The following is an 18,505-nucleotide window of genomic DNA, read 5'->3' as shown; positions in this document are numbered from 1 at the left end:
TGCAGTGAATAGAATTTGGAGGAATATGCATGAATGAACTTTTATCGAGTATGAAAAAGTATGTAGATGATGATGAAAAGATTCTGGCTTTTGTGGTAGGGATATTTGAGAAGGATAATTTTATATTATCGTATCAACATGGGGTTTTTGTTGCCACTACTAGACGTCTCCTTTTTTACGGGAAATTTCCGTACTATTCTTCAACATTTAAAGAGTATTCATATTTGTATATAGATAGCATAGATTTTCATCCGTATTTTGAATTTACTTGTAGTCATGAAACCATTCGCGCTAAGTATATTCAGAAAGGGAATGTGGAGCGATTTGTCCGTGCAGTTAGAGCAAATATGAATAATTAATCAACCCTCTGTTTAAACATAATATTTCAATTTTTAAGAGGGAAAATGCGGAATAAAAACCACTTCTAAACCTCTAGGAGATAGTGATACAATGTCAAATGGGGGGAGGGTATGAACTATGGTTAATCAACGTATAAAGGAAATAACACTAATTACAATTGGTTCATTATTATTCGCAATTGGTATTAATTACTTTGCAATTCCAAACCGTTTATCGGAAGGTGGAATTATTGGTTTAACGGTTGTTACGTACTACTTATTTGATTGGTCACCAGGAATTGTGAACTTTGCTATAAATGCAATTTTACTAGCTGTTGGTTATAAATTTTTTGATAAGAAAACAATGATTTATACAATTTTAGGGATTGTAGAAACATCTTTGTTTTTATACGTTACAGAACATATTGAGTATCATGTAAATAGTGATACATTATTAGCAGCTTTATTTGCTGGTTTATTTGTGGGAATTGGATTAGGTTGTATGTTCAAAGCCGGAGGTACATCGGGAGGATCAGCAATCTTAGCTCAGTTAGCAAATCAATATTTAGGTTGGAGTGTAGGTAAAGGCGTACTAATTATTGATATTGTTGTAATTGCTGGTTCTGTATTTATAATAGGGCAAGAAAAGGCGATGTATACACTTGTGGCTGTGTTCATTGGAGCGAAGGTGATTGATTTCATTGTAGAAGGAATGGACACAAAAACGGCTGTTACAATTATTTCGAATCAACCAGATTTAATTCGTGAAGCTATTACGAAAAATATGACACGCGGTGTTACTGTATTAGAAGGGCGCGGCGGATATACTGGTAAAAATAAAGAAGTTTTATATGTTGTTATTAATAAACAAGAGCTTGTTAAGTTAAAACAAGTTATTAGCCGGGTAGATGAAGATGCTTTCGTTGTTATACATGATGTACGTGATGTACTTGGCGGTGGCTTTAAAGCAAGCTAAAAGGTGAACGAGCAAATTCGTTCACCTTTTTTAATTCTTACAAAAATGTAAGTGTAATGTAATGAGATTCAATAGTAGATTTTATTCCACCTTTTTAAAATGGATGTATATATATCCTGCAGAGGAGGAATGTTTATTATGAAGAAAAAAATGATCACTACTATAATAGCGATGATAGTGATAGTAGTAATGTTACTGCCTACGAAACTTGGACCAGTTATCGATAAATATAATCCATTTTATAAGACGAAAGAATACTATACGGTTGTGAATACAATTGGTCAGCATATTGGTGATGAGTGGTATGAATATGAATTTATTGCATTCGATGAACGTGGTAGAGAGCAGAAAATAAAGAAAACGGTTAAGCATATGTTAAAGAGAGATGAAGCATTAAAGGTTTTTGCAAAAGGATGTTACGGTGAATCGATTGAAGAGATTGAGGTTGCAAATATTCCTATAAATGCGAAGAGCAAACTTTTAACGATGAGATAGTGAAATATACCCCCGGCTATTTTTTGTCGAAAATAAAAATACTGGGTAAGGGTATTTTTGAGATTAACAAAAAAGCCTTAGTCCATATAGACTAAGGCTTTTTTATTATATAAAGGGGAAGGGGGTACATTGTAGTAGCATGGGTGAAAGGTATAAGAAGAGTAGCTACTAGCAATGTAATTTGGTTATGTGAGTGTTCTTCTTATTTGGCTTACTTTCTAACTTTATTGTACGAAATATAAGTAAGGGGAACTATCGAATTACATTACACATAACTTACAAACATGTAAGCCTTCTGTAATGTAATTCGATAGTTAAAAGATAGTAATTTTCATATAGTGTAACTAGAAAGTCTCAATGTATTACTTTCTGTTTGTAATGAAGAATGAAAAACCAACTAATTTTTAATAATCCTCATCTGAATAAAGATGGGGATCCTTTTAAACCTTACAACATTGTAAGGTTTACGTAAGTTAATTCGATAGTAAATTTGTCATATTTTTGCATAATAGATACAGATAGAAAAATAATTAGGGATCTAGTAAGAAGGGAGAAGAATGGGATGCGTAAAGAAGAAGTAGTGAAGTTACCAATTAAAGATTTCTGTAGCTACTTTACTGTTGCCGTAGTGTGTATTGGATTATTTGATATCATAACAAACTTAATTGTTAAATAATATAGATGCTAAAACAAGAAAGGAAGTCCTTTCTTGTTTTTTTTTATGGGGGCATAAAGATGAAATGGATTGATAGTCATATACATGTTGATCAATATAAGGATGAAGAGAAGAGCAGATTACTAAAAGAGGTGGAAAATAGTAAGGAAATAAAGGGGCTTATTGCGGTATCTATGAATTATCAATCTTGTAAGGAAACGTTATCTTTAGCGAAGAAGTATCCCTTTATATATCCAGCGATAGGGTTTCATCCAGAGCAACAGATTCATAAAGAAGAGTGTGAACAGATTTATCAACTTATTGAACAGAACGCAGAGAAAATTGTTGCGATTGGTGAAGTAGGTTTGCCCTATTATTTGAGGAAAGAAGATGAAAGAATTGCTGTAGATCCATACATAGCTGTATTGAAAAAATTTATAGAACTAGCTAGTAAGTATAATTTGCCGATTGTATTACACGCAGTTTATGAAGATGCTGACATTGTATGTGATTTGCTAGAGAAATATAAAGTTTCACGTGCACACTTCCATTGGTTTAAAGGAAGCGATGAAACAATGAAACGGATGATGAGAAATGGTTATTATATTTCGATTACACCGGATGTTTTACATAAGGAGAAGATTAGAAAAATCGTTTCGTATTATCCGCTTGAATATATGATGGTAGAAACAGATGGTCCGTGGGAATTTCAAGAAGATGTTATAACGCACCCAAGAATGATTCGAGAGGTATTAAAGGAAATTAGTTCTATAAAAAACATATCCATTGATAAGGTCGCAGAAACAATATATGAAAATACAAGTCGATTTTATTTGAAAGGATAGGAGAATTATAGTTTTAATCATGTAACGGAAGAAGTAAAAGTTGAATTTATTTAATAAAATGCCACGGTTTGATATAGGACAAAAAACCACCAAGCGGTCCGCTCGGTGGTTTTGTATTAGGATTCTAATTTTTTCGCACGTTTTAATAATAAAAGAAAGACAATGATAACGAACCCTAGTATAAGGAAGATGCCATATTGCTTTATATAATCAATTATGTCATTCGCACTGGTTGGTTTTTCAACGTGAATGCCTTCTTTATTCGTCGTAATATGAATATCTTTCATTTTTACTTCATTCTTTTCCTTTTGTAAATCAATCCATTCTATATTTGGAATACTTTCTAGGTCCTTTAACACTTCTTTTAATGGTTTCACACCTAAGTAAGGATGATAGAATGCTCCAATAACTCCATCGGATAATTTAGAAACAGATAGAGCACGTTCTTTCATTTTAGCAATAGTTTGTGGTTTATTTTCTTCAATAAATCCGACTGTTTCAGGCAATAGTTTCATTCCATGTAAAAATGACGGAGTACTTGTATAATATGGTGAGTGCATGGATTTCCAAGTTGTATCATTTAACTGTAGTTGTCCTACATAAGTTGAAAAGTATCTTGATAATATTTCATATCCTTTTTGAGACATCGTGTAATGAGGTGCTTCAAAGGCAACAGGATATAGTTTAGCAGCTACAAGTTCTTGAATTCCTTTTTCGATATGATCTTTCGTATATTTTTCCTCAAACTCTTCCCCTTTTTTTACATATTGGTTATATGCCTCTATATTTGGAAAGTCATCTTTTGTCTTCGGTTTTTCATGTTTCGGTTGGCGAATTGGTTGATCTGTCTTTACGTCCCAAAATTCAAACCCTTCACCGGTTTCACTGTCATAAAATTGGTGAGTATAACCATGCATAATAATTGCTGCCCCATCATTTTGCATAGAGCGTAAAAGATCGACTAGTTCGGGTTTATCTTTTAGATGTATTGTCTTTCCCGTATTTGGATCTTTATATACAGGGATGACCGTAATCATGTAAGGCATCTTTTTCTCTTTTAGTAATTCAGCAATTTCTTTCAATTGATTTATATCTGCTGCGGGGTGAACGTCCTCAAGACGTAAATAAGCTTCTACTTTATTTGTCGTTGGCTCTTTTCCGAAGTAAGAAAATAACATTTCACCGATGTAATGAGACATCCAGTCAAAGAGATTTGGCGTTGCAACGTAATAAGATGTTTCATGCTGAACGATTAGTGGGTTAGTGTTATTTGAGCTTAAGGCGCTAGCAAGCACAGTTCCATTCGTATCAAATGATTGAATTAATCGTTCCGCTTCTAAAGTATTTTTTAGCTTCTTGTCTGGATATTCAATTTTATTAACTCGTATATCATCACTATTCAATGTAATGAAAGAAAAACGCTTAGATAATTGTTCAACATTTTGTCCTAATACTAATACAGGGCCGGAGAAGTTTTCTAGAAATTGTTTCGTTTCATCGGAAAACACTTCTTTTGTTTCACCGATATAAACAATATGTGTATAGGAGGATACGTTATTAATTGAAGTTGCTTCTTTTAAGTTTTTTACGGTTATATCATTTGTAAAATGTCCTAATTGAGTATTAAGGATTTGAACATTATTTGAAAATTTATCGTCTTGTGTACTATACAAAACAAGTACTTTTGGTTTTGATGATGTTTGTGCAGAGGTGTAGGTAGGGATGAGTAGTAAAATGCTGAACAAGAGTGTTAGGCATTTTTTCATTTTGTATGCTCCTATTCTATATATAGAGTTCAGTTTACAATTATATACAATAAATGCGTTGTAGTCTATGAAAGTTACATTTTTGCACGTATTTACCAGCTGTTTTTTCACAAAATCGGTCTAAAGCATGATGATAATATGTATAGTTATTTGCTATGATAAAAGAGTAATAGAATGTAGGTAATTGTAAAGGGAAGGCTGAAAGGGGACAAATTTCAGCGGAGAAAGAGGTAGAGGTAGTGAAGAAATTCTTTGTAGGATTTTTAGTTGTTCTTGGAGTATATTTATATTTCCAAGGAAAGTCTGAAGGAATGGATAAGCTAGTGAATGGAACAAGCTATGTTGATTCAGAAGAAGCAAAACAGATGAAACAAATCATTATAGAGGAAGCGAAGAAAGTAAATCTTCCAGAATGGATACCTCTTGCAATTGCCGAGCATGAAAGTCGATTAAATCCAAGAAGTGTTGGAGATAATGGAACTTCATTCGGATTGTTTCAACTACACCGCGGCGGCGGGCTTGCACCAGAGCATTTAACTGATGATGAGCTGAAAGATCCACGTACAAATGCGCAAATTGCAATGCCGCATTTAATGAAAGGATATAAGCGTGGGGTGCAAAAAGGTTTGACTGATTTTGCATTACTGAAATATATAGCGAATACATCTGGATGGCCAGGGAATTTAGGGCCAGAGTGGACGGATAATAACATGAAGTATAACATCGGATTAGAAGATGTGTACTATCGAAATAAAGGTGTAATAAAAGAGTAGGTTTTGATACCTACTCTATTTTTTTTGATAATCGTGTCATTTTGTGAAATACTCCGCTAGTTGTATTTTTACGTCTTCTAGTTTTGTAGAAACTTGCGGTATTTTATATCCTACATACAGCGGTGAAACGACAAACCTAGGAACAACTTTACAAATAATTTTTCCATTTAAGTAATAGAAGAATAAGTTATAACTACTGCATCCTTTATGAAAATCTATCAGTATGTAACGTACAGTTTGCTGAATGTAATTTGCCATTTCATCTATATATGAAATATTATCAATGATTATATTGAATTCAGTGAAGCCAATAATGGGACGCTCTGAAATATTAAGCTCAATGCGTTCATTTTTTTGAACAATTACTCCTTGGAAATTTTCCTCTTTAATATTTTCAAGATAATCTACATATTTCATTCCGATAATTTGCATGTGTGCATGATGCAAACTTCCACCTGAAAATGGACCGTGATTTTTATATAAAATCACAGATGCGAACTCTTCGTTCTTCTGTAAGTGTAACCAATGTTGAATAGAAAATTGCATTAATTTTCTCATATGTTCTTCTGTATATGTTGCGATATGATCTTCGCAATTATTGGTTTCGATTAACACTGTTTGAAATGTATCTTGTAATGTAGGAAATTTATTTTTTAACCAAATAATAGAACCATCAGTTGCTAAAATATCCGTTAATTGTTCTTTATCGCAAAATGGACATGCAGCGCTTCTATTCCGAATACTTTCTGGTTTTTGTTTACCGATATCGTTTAAAAAATATAGTTGTTGTGTATCCATTTGTATATATGCCCCTTTAAAATATGTGTAAAAATCCCGCTTAATACATTCGGGAAAAGGAGAAGGAAATCCTCTAAAGGAATAGGGGAAAAATAAAAGACAAGATATCCTCATTACGATAGGGTACCTTGTCTTTTATTTTTTCTCTAATAGTGTGTATGGATAATATAGAACATTTTCATTATTTTTCTTTTTTCTCTTTTTTATTGTGTATAAGGTAATTGCTGTGCTTGCAATGATAATAATGGCTTTCTTCATATTCATATACCCCTTTTTATTGTTGGTTTAATTCTTGGCTAACTGCTTTTGCATCGACTAAAGCGTGTAAAATCATTTTCACCATGTTCATCATATTTCTTCACTCCTTTTTATAGTTCATTTAGTTCTTTTACAACTGCTTGTCCGTTCACTAATACCTCAAAGATTGCTTTTACGATTTCTTTCATCATGTTTGTTTCCTCCTTTTGTTTGTCTCGCTTGTTTACATCTTTATTGTATAGGGAGGCATCTTTTCGTACTATCGCTTTCCATTACGTGAACATAACAGTTTTGTAAGATTTGATGTCACTTATTGAAATGTTTAGTCTATCTTCATTATTTTCAGAAAAATGACTATTCAAACATGAAATTGGAAAGTATAATAAAGAAGTAAGTATTAAATTCCGTACGAAAGGGGTGAATGAGATGAAACGTTCTTTAGCTGCGCGTGCCAAATTTTTAGATTTTATTTATTTTTGTCGTGCGATTTTTCATGATGTAGTTGTTAACGGGATACGTATGCCCTTTTTTAACAATTGCATAGTGACTATTGAACGATAGAAATCTCTTCACCCATTTTTAATAAACGTGTGAAAAGGGAGCTATTTGGCTTCCTTTTTCTATGCCGAAAACCATGGGGAATGTTTCTTTCTCATGGTTTTTTATATTGAAAGGAGTACGGAAAATGACTATTTGTAGTGTAAATAATGTAATGAAATCTTTTGGTGGAAACATCATATTTGAAAATATATCGCTTGAAATAAAGAATGGTGAACGTGTTGGGTTAGTTGGTCGTAACGGTAGTGGGAAGACAACAATCTTTGGACTTCTAACTGGAATGGAGAGTTTGGATGCAGGAGCCATTCATATGAAGAAAGGTACACGTATTGGTCATGTCGCACAAATTCCGAAGTTTGATGAGGTTATGACTGTATATGATGTATTGAGTTCTGCTTTTAAAGTAGAAAAGGAATTAGAAAAAGAAATGCATGCTTTAGAAAAAAATATGGCGGTGGAACAGGAACAATCTGCTTTGGAAAAGCTAATGGAGAGGTACGGAGTCATTCAAGAAAAATTTGCATTTCTCGGTGGTTATGAAATCGAGGCAAATATAATGAAGGTAGCAAATGGCTTACAAGTGACAGACTTATTTTCAAGAGTATTTACGGAATTAAGTGGAGGAGAACAGACGAAAGTAAGCCTTGCATATATGCTATTGCAGAAACCAGATTTACTTCTATTAGATGAACCAACAAATCATTTAGATTTATTTGCAGTTGAATGGTTAGAGCAATTTTTAAAAGAATATACTGGAACAGTTATAGTTATTTCACATGATCGCTATTTCCTTGATGAAGTTGTAACGAAAATTTTTGATTTGGAAGATGGAGAGATTCACGTGTACCATACGAATTATTCTCAGTTCGTTGAGGAGAAGGAAGAAAGATTACTTCAAGAGTTTCAAGCTTATCAGGAGCAACAAAAGAAAATAAAGAAAATGAAAGAAGCAATTAAGCGTCTACGTGAATGGGCAAATCAAGCGAACCCTCCGAATGAAGGATTGCATAAAAGAGCGAGAAATATGGAACGTGCGTTAGAACGTATAGAGAAATTAAAGAGGCCAATTTTAGAACGAAAACAGATGGGTCTTCAGTTTGAAGGGCAAGAGAGAAGCGGAAAAGATGTTGTTGTAATGAAAGAAGTGAGTAAAGGTTTTGCTGGACGACCTTTATTTGAACAAGCGAATTTACATGTTCGTTTTCAAGAGCGTGCGGCTATCGTTGGTCGTAATGGTACAGGAAAGACTACATTATTAAAACTACTATTAGAAGAAATAAATCCAGACGTTGGTGAAATTCGAATTGGTAGTAGTGTCAAAATTGGTTATTTATCACAGCATACGTATGGAAATGTGAAGAGTAATGTATTGGAAGCGTTTAGAGAGTATGTAGCTGTAACAGAAGGAGAAGCAAGACATATATTGGCTAAGTTTTTATTTTATGGTCCAGCAGTATTTAAGAAAGTAACGCAACTGAGCGGTGGAGAAAAAATGAGGTTAAGACTTGCGCAACTTATGTATCAAGACATCAATTTTCTAATTCTAGATGAGCCGACAAACCATCTTGATATTGAATCAAGGGAAGTTTTAGAGGAAGCCCTTGAGCAATATAATGGAACAATCCTAGCGGTTTCACATGATCGTTATTTTTTAAATAAGTTATTTGAAAAGACGTACTGGATTGATGAATGTAAATTATTTGAGTTTGCAGGAAACTATGCATGGGCTCGTCAAAAATGGGAAGAAAAGCTTGAGAAGCAAGTAATAAAGCAAAAACGCCAAGGGAGAAAGAGTGTTGAAATGGTTCCAGTAAAAGAGAAAAAAGCTAGGAATCTTGAAGAGATTGAAAATGAGTTAATGCATGTAGAAGAAGATATATATGCAATAGAATGTGAAATGGAACATGTAGCTGATGTTGAAAGACTTGAAAAATTATATGAGGAAAAAACGATGAAAGAGTTGTTACGAGCGAAGTTATATAGTGAGTTAGAGAATATTGTGGAGTAAAGAGTAGAAAGCCACTTCCTTTCAGTTTTGTTGGAGGAAGTGGCTTTTTCATAATGATATTTTGCTTTAAAGATTAAATGAAGCGATGTGTTTCACGTGAAACAGTAACTTAGATAAATCCGTGTTCCTCAATTTGCATAGCTTGTGAAGCGTATGAAATGATAAGGTGAAAAATAAATGTCATTAGTGGCTTTTCAATAGGAGTAATCACAAAAACAAAGGCTAATTATTTCCCGAGAGATAAAGTGAGGGCTTTTACGGGCAGCCCGACCCCGACCTAACTTCTTTTGCTTTCGCTGAATTTTGAGGTGGGGTTCTTACTGCCCGGCAAATAGCGGGATAAATACGTATAAAAGAGACTAGTGAATGAAAACGAAAAGAGAGCAAAGTTACAGCTTTACGCGCTGAACCCTGCTCTCTTTTTGCGTGGCATCTTCTCTCGTTGAAATTATAATAGCGATCCCGAGCATGATAAAAAAAGCTAAAAAGAGGACGAACTTTGGGAAGAACGGGAATAGTAATAACGCTCCGACTATCATAATTGTTAATAATACGTAGTGCAGGACGTATTGGAATAGGTTGTCCATATTTTCGCCCCCTTTTTGGTAATTGTTTATTAGTATTCTATGTTTCATGTTGAAGGAATAGAAGTAGATTTTTAAGTTTTTTAATACGAATTATAGCTGAGTTTTCTTAAAGTATAAATGTAGAGTGATAATTTTGGAAAAATTCTCAAAATATTTATTTAGAAAGAATTGACAAAACATAATGAACGATATAAGCTAATAACCATAAAGTCTACCGGAAAAGTCGGAATAAGATTGTTACCCCTCAAAAACATCTATTTTTTTACGATTAAAACCGACTTTTCCGATTGGCTATAAATGTTGCTGTGGGAGGCATACATAAGGTAATTCGTTCAGAGGGTATAATCATAAAAAGTTAGGGTGGGGACAATGAAGAAAAAGACAAAAAAATGGGCTGGTGTATTTTCGGTATTAATGAGCAGTTCGCTTGTGTTGTCTGCTTGTGGGGGACAGGAGGACGCGGCTTCTACGGAGCCGGTTAAACAGCAGGATTTAAAAAATGTGAAAATTGAAAAGATCGCTGCGACAGATAAAACGAAAGTGCCAGACAAAGCGAAGAATAGAAAAGATACGTTAGTAGTTGGTATTAGTAAGCCAGGCGGCGTATTTTTGCCATACTTCCAACAAAATGGTTGGGATGGAAACGTAACTTCAGTTATTTTTGCATCTCTTGTATCAACCGATAAACAAGGGAAACCAATTCCAGAATTAGCTGAGAAGTGGGACGTTTCTTCTGATCAGTTAACATATACATTCCATTTACGTAAAGATTTGAAATTTAGTGATGGATCGCCATTAACGGCGGATGATGTAGCTTTCACATTGACGCTTTTACATGATAAGGCATATGAAGGTGAAGTAGATATCTCTCAATATGCGGTTAAAGGTGGTAAAGAATATAAGGAAGGAAAAGCAACTTCAATTGAAGGTATTCAAGTTGTTGATCCACAAACAATTAAAATTACAACTGAAAAAGTGAATTCACAAGCTATATTTGTTTTAGGAGGTACAGTACTATCAAAAGCTTATTATGGAAAAGATTATAAGCAAAATACAAGCTTAGATTACTTAAAAGATTTATATGGAAAGCCATTAGCTGCGGGTCCATATAAATTTGAAAAGTATATTCCAGGTCAAGAAGTTCGTTTTGTAGCAAACGAAAATTATTATGCGGGTAAACCAAAAATTCAAAACTTCATTTATAAAATTACTTCTGGTGATACGAAGCTTCAGTTATTCCAAACAGGAGAAGTTGACCATACTGGCTTAGGTACTGGTGATGAGGTTCTTGAACAGGCTAAGGCTTTAGAATTCGCCAATATCCAAATCGAAACAGCACCGTCATTTAGTTATATTTATATGAATAATAATAAGCCTTATTTAAAGGATAAAAAGGTTCGCCAAGCACTTATTTACGGATTAGACCGCAAAAAATATGTTGATACAGCGTTAAAAGGATACGGTACAGTAGCCAATGTACCAATTCATCCAACTTCTTGGGCTTATACGGAAGAAGGAGTTAATAAATACGAATACGATAAAGAAAAAGCGAAAAAATTATTAGATGAAGCAGGGTGGAAAGTTGGTTCGGATGGAATTCGTGAAAAAGATGGTCAAAAATTAAAACTTTCTTATTTCGGTCCAAGTTCGGCTAAAGATAGTGATTTATTAATTCCGATTGCGAAAGAGAATTATAAAGAAATAGGTGTAGAGTTTAATCCGGAATTTATGGACTTTAATACGATGCTTTCTAAGGTAAACAAAGGGGATTATGATTTAGCTTCTGTTTCGACACCGATTACAAGTGATCCGAGTGAAACAGCTGGTGAATATTTGTCTACTGCAAATGAAACTAGTCTTGGTTATAAGAATGCAAAAGTAGATGAGCTAATTCAAAAAGGTATTGAAACTGTAGATATCGAAAAGCGTAAACCTATTTATAAAGAATTGTATAAAGAATTAAGTGATGATCCACCAGTAATTCTATTAAACTACCGTAGAACAATTACTGGTTATAACGGGAATATAAAAGGAATTGATCCTGAAAAGTACAACAGTATTAGTGCAAACTTACCAGTATTATCATTTGAAAAATAACGATAAGAATGTATAAGTAGAAGACATTTTTTCATTCGGTTAGTAATGTGCCGCTTTGAAAAAATGTTCTTCTATTTTAAGCATAAGATTGGAGAGAAAAAGGGTGAAAACATATATTGTTCGTAGGTTGTTACAAATGATTCCTACACTGCTTGGTACATCAATTATTATCTTCGTCCTGTTCGCACTTCTTCCTGGGGATTATATTGATTCAAACCCGAAAATTACACCGGAAAGAGCAGCTGAACTGAGGGAGTTATATGGGTTGAACAAACCAATTGTTGAGCGTTATTTTCATTGGTTAGGTAATGCATTGCAAGGGGACTTTGGCTTCTCGCTTCAATATCAAGAGCCTGTAACGTCATTATTAAATAAATTTATTTGGAATTCTTTTAGTGTAGCAATTATTGCATTGTTTTTTATTTGGCTAATTGCACTTATTATCGGTGTATTCTCGGCGACGAAGCAACATTCTTTATTCGATAAACTTGTAACAATCGGTGTTTTTGCAGCAATGTCATTCCCTTCATTCTTTATCGGTTTGTTTTTAATTAAGGTGTTTGCGGTTGACTTTAAGTTATTACCGATAGGTGGAATGATTGATGTTGGCAGTAATTCAACAGGATTTGCTTACGTGATAGAAGTTGCAAAACATATGATTTTACCAGTATTTATTTTGACACTTCTTGGGGTCGGCTCGCTAACTCGTTATTTTAGAACAAGTATGTTAGAGGTTGTAAGACAAGATTACATACGAACAGCAAGAGCGAAAGGTTTGAAGGAGAAGACGGTTATTTATAAGCATGCATTAAAAAATGCAATTTTACCGGCAATTACGTTATTAGCATTTGAATTACCTGGATTGTTTTCTGGGGCAATTATTATTGAACAAATTTTTAACTGGCCAGGGATTGGCAATATTCAATTAGAAGCATTAAATTTCCGTGACTATACAGTATTGATGGCATTTACGATGTTTCTTTCTTGTTTAACAATCGTTTCAAACTTTTTAGCAGATATCGTATATGCAGTTGTTGATCCAAGAATTCGGTTGAAGTAAGGGGGGAAAGAAATGGAGACTGTTACAGTAATTACAGAAAAAAAAGAAAAAAAGAGAAGAAATGAATCATCACCATGGCGACAAGCTTTTAAAAAGATAAAGAAAAATAAGATGGCACTTGTAGGGTTTTATGCATTAATTTTTATGTTTTTATTTTGTTTTATCGGTCCGTTCTTTTCTCCATATGCATCAGGAAAAATACAAGTTGCGCTCATTAACAAACCACCTAGTTTTTCTCATTGGCTTGGTACAGATCAATTAGGAAGAGATATTTTAACAAGGCTTATGCAAGCGGGACGTATTTCATTAACCATTGGTTTAGCTTCAATGGTTTTATCGGTTATACTTGGAGCTTTATTAGGAGCGATTGCAGGTTTTTATCGTGGTATTGTGGACAATATTATTATGCGACTTGCAGATATTTTAATGTCGATGCCAGGATTACCGTTACTTATTATAATGGGTGCGATTTTATCAGAGTGGAAAGTACCGTCTGATTATCGTTTGTATGTCATTATGATTATTTTAAGTTTAGTAGGTTGGCCAGGGCTTGCACGCCTTGTAAGAGGGCAAATTTTATCACTTAGGGAGCAAGCATTTATGCAAGCTGCGGATGTGTTAGGAATAAAAGATTACCGGAAAATTATATATCACTTAATACCTAATGTTTTACCTATTTTAATTGTCGTATCTACATTAGGTGTTGCAGGTTCTATTTTGGGAGAATCCGCACTAAGTTACTTAGGTCTTGGAGTCGTTCCACCTACACCATCATGGGGGAACATGATTAGCGCAGCTAACTCATTAATCGATTTCCAAAAGCGTCCATGGTTATGGATTCCGCCTGGTTTTGCAATCTTTATAACAGTTGTATCAATTAATTTACTTGGTGATGCACTTCGTGATGCATTAGATCCAAAGATGAGACGGTAGGTGAGGAGATATGAGTAAAGCGGTAGTAGAGCTGAAAGATTTACAAACACACTTTCAGACAGAAGAAGGGACAGTAAAAGCTGTGAATCATGTTAGTTTTTCTGTTCGAGAAGGTGAAACTGTTTGTGTTGTAGGTGAATCTGGTTGCGGAAAAAGTGTAACGGCGTTATCTATTATGGGACTTATTGCTGAATCAGGCAGTGTAGTAGGTGGAGATATTTTATATGAAGGAAAAAGTCTTTTAGGAATGAAAGAGAAAGAGCTTCGTAGTTTACGAGGGAATGATATTGCGATGATTTTCCAAGAACCGATGACATCGCTAAACCCCGTCTTCACTGTAGGAGAGCAAATTGTAGAAACGTTAAGGGAGCATGAATTACTTAGTAAAAATGAAGCATATAAGAAGGCAATTGAGTTAATTCGTAAAGTTGGCATAGCCCGCGCTGATGAAATCGTCCATTCTTATCCGCATGAACTGAGCGGCGGGATGTTACAACGTATTATGATTGCTGTTGCACTTAGTTGTAATCCTAAGTTATTAATTGCGGATGAACCAACAACAGCTCTTGATGTTACTATTCAGGCTCAAATATTGGATCTACTAAGACAAGTGAAAGAAGAATTTAAAACGTCGATTTTATTAATTACACATGACTTAGGTGTCGTAGCGGAAATGGCTGATTATGTTGTCGTTATGTATGGCGGGAAAGTTATTGAAGAAGCCCCAGTACTAGAGATATTCCAAAATCCAAAACATCCTTATACGAAAGGATTATTGAAATCAAAACCAGTAATGGGAAAACGAATAGATAAACTATATTCTATTCCAGGGCAAGTTCCGAATTTAGTTGGTTTAGGTGAGTTTTGCTACTTTAGTGGGCGTTGTGAGCATTGTATGGAAATATGTGAAAAAGAAGCCCCAAATCTAAATGTAAATGATGAAAATCATAAAGTAGCTTGCTGGCTATATGAGGAGCGTGCGGAACAATGAGTGAACCATTATTAGAGGTGAAAAATCTAAAGACATATTTTCCAATTAAGGGTGGCGTATTTAGTAGAACAATTGGGCATGTAAAAGCGGTTGATGGAGTAAGTTTTACTATTAATAAAGGTGAAGTGTTTGGTCTCGTTGGCGAATCAGGGAGCGGAAAAACAACAATAGGAAAAACAATTTTACGCCTCGTTCAAAAAACGGAGGGAGAAGTGAAGTTTAAAGGGAAAGATGTTCATTCTTTATCCAAGGATGAATTAAGAAAACATCGCCCTAATATGCAGCTCGTTTTCCAAGATCCATTTAGCTCATTAAATCCGAGAATGAGAATTGGAGAAGCGCTTGGAGAGCCAATGTTGGCCCACGGATTAGCGACGAAAGAAAATGTTCGTGAAAAGGTAATTGAAGTATTGGAGTTATGTGGGTTAGCTCCTTATCATATTGACCGGTATCCCCATGAGTTTTCTGGTGGACAACGTCAGCGTATCGTAATCGCAAGAGCTATGGTATTAAATCCGGAATTTATTGTAGCTGATGAACCTGTGGCGGCACTAGATGTATCTATCCAAGCACAAATTATTAATTTATTTAGTGAGTTACAAGAGAAAAAGGGATTATCTTATTTATTCATTTCGCATGATTTAAGTGTAGTAGAACATTTATGTACGAAAATTGGAATTATGTATTTAGGTACGATTGTGGAGACAGCACCGCGTGATGAGTTATTTACCAATCCGCTACATCCTTATACGAAAGCATTGTTATCAGCTGTTCCAATACCAGATCCAACAGTGAAGCGAGAGCGAATTATACTAGAAGGGGATATTCCAAGTCCAGCAAATCCACCTTCGGGCTGTCGTTTTCATACACGTTGCCCATTTGCGACGGATGTTTGTAAAAAAATAGTACCAGAATTCCGTAATGTTGGTGCAGAGCATTTTGTTGCTTGTCATCACGTATAAAAAAGGACTCTTTCAAATTGAAAGAGTCCTTTTTTTATTTACTAGATGAAGTTTGTTTCAATACAAATTGCTCGATTGCGTGAGCAACACCATGTTCATTGTTTGTTAGTGTTACAACATCACATAGCTTTTTTACATCTTCTTCAGCGTTGCCCATTGCAACAGATAAGCCTGCTACTTCTAACATCGGTACATCATTAAAATTATCACCAATAGCAACTGTATCTTCAATAGGGATATTAAAATGAGCTGCCATCTGCTGTATCCCGTTTCCTTTATGTCCATTCTTATCCATAATTTCTAAGTTAGTAGGAGCCGATGCTGTAACCATAATATCAGCATCTTCTTGTAATATACTTAATAGTTGTGCGCGATGCGCTGCATTAAACGTTAAAATGAAGAATTTAGATATTTCTAGTTCTTGGTTATTTACAACATCTTCTATTTTTTTGAAATCAGTAATTAGGTTCGATTTCTTTTGCTTTTCTGTAATTCGTTCAAGTTCCTCTAATGTAACATCAAGCGCATGCTTATTTTCTTCGAATGCTTGCATCACTTGATCTTGCCATGTATATGGAGAATAAACTCCTTTATTCGTATATAGCTTATATGGGAAACCTTCAGATTCTAGTAATTTTGCAAGTTTGTAAACTTTGTCGTTTTGTATACAACGCGAGTTAATTACTTTTCCATCCACATAAACAATAGCCCCATTGCTTGCTCCGACTGGAAGAGATAATTTATATTCTTCCAATAGCTTTAAAGCATCCTCTTTCGCACGACCAGAACAGATCATTACAATATGACCAGCTTCTTGTGCAGTTTGGATTGCTTGTAGGTTTTCTTTGGAGATTTCAAGATTAGATGATAGTAGTGTACCATCCATATCTAATGCGATTAATTTCAAAATGACCACCTCTTTGTTTTTATTATACATAGTTATATAGAGGAAACATATAAACTTATCTTGGAAAGACGGTATTTTATCTCATATTAAAAGTAAGTAAAGATTAGATAGGTTTAGTGTCACTAAATAAACGATTTGTAACAAAAATAGAGAGGAATATGATGACATTTCACTTTATGACTGTAATGTTACACGAATGTTACAAACGTGAACTAAGTGAAAAGCGCATTAAATAAAGGTTTTGAGGGTTATTATAAAAACGTAAAAAAGTGTAATAAATTTTACGTAATTATATTGCAACGTAATAATAGTTATGTTACATTAATGTTACAAACGTTACGTTATCAAATTTAATGTAACGTTAACATAAAAACTATGAAATAAACATTTCTTAGAAATTACATATAGATAACTTATAAAAAGGGAGGATAAATGATATGAAAGAGCAAGTATTACAAGTAACAAAAGGTGATTTCGTAGGATCAGCAAGTGGAGCGGTAGTATTAACAGCATTAATCGTATTTCTATCAAGCGTATTAGTATAATAGAAGCTTTGTAACAAAAGAAAAGGAAGGGAGAATGAAAGGTATGAAAGAGCAAGTATTACAAGTAACAAAAGGTGATTTCGTAGGATCAGCAAGTGGAGCGGTAGTATTAACAGCATTAATCGTATTTCTATCAAGCGTATTAGTATAATAGAAGCTTTGTAACAAAAGAAAAGGAAGGGAGAATGAAAGGTATGAAAGAGCAAGTATTACAAGTAACAAAGGTGATTTCGTAGGATCAGCAAGTGGAGCGGTAGTATTAACAGCATTAATCGTATTTCTATCAAGCGTATTAGTATAATAGAAGCTTTGTAACAAAAGAAAAGGAAGGGAGAATGAAAGATATGAAAGAGCAAGTATTACAAGTAACAAAAGGTGACTTCGTAGGATCAGCAAGTGGAGCAGTAGTATTAACAGCGTTAATCGTATTTCTATCAAGCGTATTAGTATAATAGAAGCTTTGTAACAAAAGAAAAGGAAGGGAGAATGAAAGATATGAAAGAGCAAGTATTACAAGTAACAAAAGGTGACTTCGTAGGATCAGCAAGTGGAGCGGTAGTATTAACAGCATTAATCGTATTTTTATCAAGTGTATTAGTATAATAGAAGTTTTAAATCAAACAAAAAAGGAAGGAGAATGAGGGATATGAACAGTGAACAAGTGTTTCAAGTAACAAAAATAGATTTATTAGGATCCTTAGGTGGAGCGGTAATATTAACATCATTTATTCTATTCCTTGCAAATGTATTAGTATGAGATATATAAATACAATCATTCAAAAAAAATAAAGACTCTAACGTATTAGTAAGTAGTTAATATGTTGGAGTCTTTTTTATATTCTTCTTATATCCCCTCAAGTATTAAAGTTACCTCATTATCCAGCATGCATGGCTAATTAAACGTTGCGGTTGAAACTTGATTCAACGAATAATCAAAAATCCACTGAATAAAA

The 18,505-nt window shown here is 34.1% G+C and carries 23 protein-coding genes; 18 read left to right on the top strand and 5 right to left on the bottom strand.

Features of this window, described 5'->3' with window-relative positions:
- The first annotated feature begins 29 nt into the window (after positions 1 to 29).
- From IQ781_RS14445 to IQ781_RS14430, 4 genes are all read left to right on the top strand, one after another.
- Positions 30 to 359 (top strand): PH domain-containing protein, encoded by a 330-nt coding sequence (locus IQ781_RS14445; RefSeq protein WP_001004246.1) that lies wholly within the window; start codon positions 30 to 32, stop codon positions 357 to 359.
- Between the two features lie 118 nt (positions 360 to 477).
- A complete protein-coding gene (locus IQ781_RS14440; RefSeq protein WP_000248045.1) occupies positions 478 to 1,314 on the top strand; it encodes a YitT family protein in 837 nt (278 codons plus the stop codon).
- A 138-nt stretch (positions 1,315 to 1,452) separates the two neighbouring features.
- Positions 1,453 to 1,809: a YxeA family protein gene (locus IQ781_RS14435; protein ID WP_139847214.1), complete on the top strand. Its 357-nt coding sequence runs from the start codon at positions 1,453 to 1,455 to the stop codon at positions 1,807 to 1,809.
- A gap of 735 nt (positions 1,810 to 2,544) precedes the next feature.
- Complete coding sequence (locus IQ781_RS14430) at positions 2,545 to 3,309, top strand: TatD family hydrolase (RefSeq protein ID WP_119682846.1); 765 nt, start codon at positions 2,545 to 2,547, stop codon at positions 3,307 to 3,309.
- Positions 3,310 to 3,425: 116 nt separating this feature from the next.
- Here the strand turns inward: IQ781_RS14430 and IQ781_RS14425 are convergent, their stop codons facing one another.
- Entirely contained in the window at positions 3,426 to 5,075 is a 1,650-nt protein-coding gene (locus IQ781_RS14425; RefSeq protein WP_139847215.1) for a DUF2334 domain-containing protein, read from the bottom strand.
- A 239-nt stretch (positions 5,076 to 5,314) separates the two neighbouring features.
- On the opposite strand from IQ781_RS14425, the gene IQ781_RS14420 reads away from it, so the two are divergent.
- A complete protein-coding gene (locus IQ781_RS14420) occupies positions 5,315 to 5,848 on the top strand; it encodes a transglycosylase SLT domain-containing protein (protein WP_000713249.1) in 534 nt (177 codons plus the stop codon).
- A 36-nt stretch (positions 5,849 to 5,884) separates the two neighbouring features.
- Here the strand turns inward: IQ781_RS14420 and IQ781_RS14415 are convergent, their stop codons facing one another.
- Together IQ781_RS14415 and IQ781_RS14410 are read right to left on the bottom strand one after the other, a co-directional pair.
- Positions 5,885 to 6,646, bottom strand: a complete 762-nt coding sequence (locus tag IQ781_RS14415; protein ID WP_000381030.1) for a DUF4931 domain-containing protein — start codon at positions 6,644 to 6,646, stop codon at positions 5,885 to 5,887.
- Between the two features lie 135 nt (positions 6,647 to 6,781).
- Entirely contained in the window at positions 6,782 to 6,910 is a 129-nt protein-coding gene (locus tag IQ781_RS14410; RefSeq protein ID WP_002023099.1) for a hypothetical protein, read from the bottom strand.
- A gap of 420 nt (positions 6,911 to 7,330) precedes the next feature.
- Here IQ781_RS14410 and IQ781_RS14405 point away from each other — a divergent pair, with 420 nt between their 5' ends.
- Together IQ781_RS14405 and abc-f are read left to right on the top strand one after the other, a co-directional pair.
- On the top strand, positions 7,331 to 7,465 hold the full coding sequence (locus IQ781_RS14405; RefSeq protein WP_000830643.1) for an RAxF-45 family protein: 135 nt from the start codon (positions 7,331 to 7,333) through the stop codon (positions 7,463 to 7,465).
- A gap of 73 nt (positions 7,466 to 7,538) precedes the next feature.
- A complete protein-coding gene (abc-f, locus tag IQ781_RS14400) occupies positions 7,539 to 9,470 on the top strand; it encodes a ribosomal protection-like ABC-F family protein (RefSeq protein ID WP_139847216.1) in 1,932 nt (643 codons plus the stop codon).
- Between the two features lie 389 nt (positions 9,471 to 9,859).
- Here the strand turns inward: abc-f and IQ781_RS14395 are convergent, their stop codons facing one another.
- The gene (locus IQ781_RS14395) at positions 9,860 to 10,057 is read right to left on the bottom strand and encodes a hypothetical protein (RefSeq protein WP_000369254.1); all 198 of its coding nucleotides are present in this window, start codon (positions 10,055 to 10,057) and stop codon (positions 9,860 to 9,862) included.
- A 369-nt stretch (positions 10,058 to 10,426) separates the two neighbouring features.
- On the opposite strand from IQ781_RS14395, the gene IQ781_RS14390 reads away from it, so the two are divergent.
- The 5 genes from IQ781_RS14390 (at position 10,427) to IQ781_RS14370 (ending at position 16,100) form a co-directional block, all read left to right on the top strand.
- Complete coding sequence (locus IQ781_RS14390; RefSeq protein WP_000730692.1) at positions 10,427 to 12,154, top strand: ABC transporter substrate-binding protein; 1,728 nt, start codon at positions 10,427 to 10,429, stop codon at positions 12,152 to 12,154.
- Positions 12,155 to 12,257: 103 nt separating this feature from the next.
- The gene (locus IQ781_RS14385; protein ID WP_000860748.1) at positions 12,258 to 13,214 is read left to right on the top strand and encodes an ABC transporter permease; all 957 of its coding nucleotides are present in this window, start codon (positions 12,258 to 12,260) and stop codon (positions 13,212 to 13,214) included.
- Between the two features lie 12 nt (positions 13,215 to 13,226).
- Positions 13,227 to 14,147, top strand: coding sequence for an oligopeptide ABC transporter permease (gene opp4C, locus IQ781_RS14380; protein WP_000451077.1), 921 nt, complete (start codon positions 13,227 to 13,229; stop codon positions 14,145 to 14,147).
- 10 nt (positions 14,148 to 14,157) lie between these two features.
- Positions 14,158 to 15,138: an ABC transporter ATP-binding protein gene (locus IQ781_RS14375; RefSeq protein ID WP_000030789.1), complete on the top strand. Its 981-nt coding sequence runs from the start codon at positions 14,158 to 14,160 to the stop codon at positions 15,136 to 15,138.
- Entirely contained in the window at positions 15,135 to 16,100 is a 966-nt protein-coding gene (locus IQ781_RS14370) for an ABC transporter ATP-binding protein (protein WP_001294518.1), read from the top strand. The genes IQ781_RS14375 and IQ781_RS14370 overlap by 4 nt, the downstream gene beginning before the upstream one ends.
- A gap of 34 nt (positions 16,101 to 16,134) precedes the next feature.
- On the opposite strand, the gene IQ781_RS14365 is transcribed toward IQ781_RS14370, so the two are convergent.
- Positions 16,135 to 17,007: a Cof-type HAD-IIB family hydrolase gene (locus IQ781_RS14365; RefSeq protein WP_000766421.1), complete on the bottom strand. Its 873-nt coding sequence runs from the start codon at positions 17,005 to 17,007 to the stop codon at positions 16,135 to 16,137.
- Between the two features lie 437 nt (positions 17,008 to 17,444).
- Between IQ781_RS14365 and IQ781_RS14360 the strand changes: the two genes are divergently transcribed.
- From IQ781_RS14360 to IQ781_RS14335, 6 genes are read left to right on the top strand one after another with little or no spacing between them, the layout of a single operon-like run.
- A complete protein-coding gene (locus tag IQ781_RS14360; protein ID WP_000664237.1) occupies positions 17,445 to 17,552 on the top strand; it encodes a DUF3948 family protein in 108 nt (35 codons plus the stop codon).
- Positions 17,553 to 17,595: 43 nt separating this feature from the next.
- The gene (locus tag IQ781_RS14355; RefSeq protein ID WP_000664237.1) at positions 17,596 to 17,703 is read left to right on the top strand and encodes a DUF3948 family protein; all 108 of its coding nucleotides are present in this window, start codon (positions 17,596 to 17,598) and stop codon (positions 17,701 to 17,703) included.
- Positions 17,704 to 17,760: 57 nt separating this feature from the next.
- Positions 17,761 to 17,853 (top strand): DUF3948 family protein, encoded by a 93-nt coding sequence (locus IQ781_RS14350; RefSeq protein WP_242808313.1) that lies wholly within the window; start codon positions 17,761 to 17,763, stop codon positions 17,851 to 17,853.
- Positions 17,854 to 17,887: 34 nt separating this feature from the next.
- On the top strand, positions 17,888 to 18,004 hold the full coding sequence (locus tag IQ781_RS14345; RefSeq protein WP_000654250.1) for a DUF3948 family protein: 117 nt from the start codon (positions 17,888 to 17,890) through the stop codon (positions 18,002 to 18,004).
- Between the two features lie 34 nt (positions 18,005 to 18,038).
- Positions 18,039 to 18,155, top strand: coding sequence for a DUF3948 family protein (locus IQ781_RS14340; protein WP_000654250.1), 117 nt, complete (start codon positions 18,039 to 18,041; stop codon positions 18,153 to 18,155).
- Between the two features lie 43 nt (positions 18,156 to 18,198).
- Complete coding sequence (locus tag IQ781_RS14335) at positions 18,199 to 18,309, top strand: DUF3948 family protein (RefSeq protein ID WP_001083689.1); 111 nt, start codon at positions 18,199 to 18,201, stop codon at positions 18,307 to 18,309.
- Positions 18,310 to 18,505: the final 196 nt, after the last annotated feature.

It is taken from the genome of Bacillus sp. N447-1 (assembly GCF_022701035.1).
Lineage (GTDB): Bacteria > Bacillota > Bacilli > Bacillales > Bacillaceae_G > Bacillus_A > Bacillus_A cereus.
The sequence above is the reverse complement of the archived record's forward strand: the minus strand, read 5'-3'. Positions and strand labels throughout refer to the sequence as shown.

What these genes read in the sequence shown, in the direction of transcription:
- IQ781_RS14445 (WP_001004246.1), top strand. Translation starts at nt 30, where the DNA reads ATGAATGAACTTTTATCGAGTATGAAAAAGTATGTAGATGATGATGAA.
- IQ781_RS14440 (WP_000248045.1), top strand. Translation starts at nt 478, where the DNA reads ATGGTTAATCAACGTATAAAGGAAATAACACTAATTACAATTGGTTCA.
- IQ781_RS14435 (WP_139847214.1), top strand. Translation starts at nt 1,453, where the DNA reads ATGAAGAAAAAAATGATCACTACTATAATAGCGATGATAGTGATAGTA.
- IQ781_RS14430 (WP_119682846.1), top strand. Translation starts at nt 2,545, where the DNA reads ATGAAATGGATTGATAGTCATATACATGTTGATCAATATAAGGATGAA.
- IQ781_RS14425 (WP_139847215.1), bottom strand. Translation starts at nt 5,075, where the DNA reads ATGAAAAAATGCCTAACACTCTTGTTCAGCATTTTACTACTCATCCCT.
- IQ781_RS14415 (WP_000381030.1), bottom strand. Translation starts at nt 6,646, where the DNA reads ATGGATACACAACAACTATATTTTTTAAACGATATCGGTAAACAAAAA.
- IQ781_RS14410 (WP_002023099.1), bottom strand. Translation starts at nt 6,910, where the DNA reads ATGAATATGAAGAAAGCCATTATTATCATTGCAAGCACAGCAATTACC.
- IQ781_RS14405 (WP_000830643.1), top strand. Translation starts at nt 7,331, where the DNA reads ATGAAACGTTCTTTAGCTGCGCGTGCCAAATTTTTAGATTTTATTTAT.
- abc-f (WP_139847216.1), top strand. Translation starts at nt 7,539, where the DNA reads ATGGGGAATGTTTCTTTCTCATGGTTTTTTATATTGAAAGGAGTACGG.
- IQ781_RS14395 (WP_000369254.1), bottom strand. Translation starts at nt 10,057, where the DNA reads ATGGACAACCTATTCCAATACGTCCTGCACTACGTATTATTAACAATT.
- IQ781_RS14390 (WP_000730692.1), top strand. Translation starts at nt 10,427, where the DNA reads ATGAAGAAAAAGACAAAAAAATGGGCTGGTGTATTTTCGGTATTAATG.
- opp4C (WP_000451077.1), top strand. Translation starts at nt 13,227, where the DNA reads ATGGAGACTGTTACAGTAATTACAGAAAAAAAAGAAAAAAAGAGAAGA.
- IQ781_RS14375 (WP_000030789.1), top strand. Translation starts at nt 14,158, where the DNA reads ATGAGTAAAGCGGTAGTAGAGCTGAAAGATTTACAAACACACTTTCAG.
- IQ781_RS14370 (WP_001294518.1), top strand. Translation starts at nt 15,135, where the DNA reads ATGAGTGAACCATTATTAGAGGTGAAAAATCTAAAGACATATTTTCCA.
- IQ781_RS14360 (WP_000664237.1), top strand. Translation starts at nt 17,445, where the DNA reads ATGAAAGAGCAAGTATTACAAGTAACAAAAGGTGATTTCGTAGGATCA.
- IQ781_RS14355 (WP_000664237.1), top strand. Translation starts at nt 17,596, where the DNA reads ATGAAAGAGCAAGTATTACAAGTAACAAAAGGTGATTTCGTAGGATCA.
- IQ781_RS14345 (WP_000654250.1), top strand. Translation starts at nt 17,888, where the DNA reads ATGAAAGATATGAAAGAGCAAGTATTACAAGTAACAAAAGGTGACTTC.
- IQ781_RS14340 (WP_000654250.1), top strand. Translation starts at nt 18,039, where the DNA reads ATGAAAGATATGAAAGAGCAAGTATTACAAGTAACAAAAGGTGACTTC.
- IQ781_RS14335 (WP_001083689.1), top strand. Translation starts at nt 18,199, where the DNA reads ATGAACAGTGAACAAGTGTTTCAAGTAACAAAAATAGATTTATTAGGA.